Annotated in this window: 1 protein-coding gene; it reads right to left on the bottom strand. The window is 56.6% G+C overall.

The window, feature by feature from the left end; all coding sequences use genetic code 11:
• Nucleotides 1-447: ABC transporter permease (locus J5M67_RS28600; protein WP_207888695.1), on the bottom strand; the 447-nt coding region annotated here is incomplete at both ends.

Below are 447 nucleotides of genomic sequence, written 5' to 3'. Positions count from 1 at the left end.
GGGAATGGCGTACGCTCCAAGTGCAGGGACGAAAACAAGCCCAACACCCGCCATGACGCCCGGCCAGCAGACAGGCACGATCACGTGCCACAGGACTGCCATTTGATGAGCGCCGAGATCATACGCCGCCTCGACCAACTGCCAGTCGAAATCGTCGAGCGCGGCAAAGATCGGCAGAATCATGAACGGGGTAAACGCATAGACGAGGCCGATTAGCGTTGCGATATCGGTGTACAAAAGACTGAGCGGACCATGCAGCAGCCCCAGAAAACCCAAGGTTTGTGCCACGAGTCCGTTGTCGGCCAGCGCGATAATCCATCCAGTCATTTGCACAACAACGCAAGTCCAGAACGGGATTGTCACCAGCACCAGCAGCGCGGCTTTCCACTTCGACGTACGCGTCGAAATAAACAGCGCGGTTGGGAATCCAAGGAGCAAGCATAGTAT

Origin of the sequence: Pseudomonas sp. 30_B, assembly GCF_017491605.1 — a bacterium.
GTDB lineage: Bacteria > Pseudomonadota > Gammaproteobacteria > Pseudomonadales > Pseudomonadaceae > Pseudomonas.
Note: the sequence above shows the minus strand (reverse complement) of the source record. Positions and strands in the feature narration are given on the sequence as shown.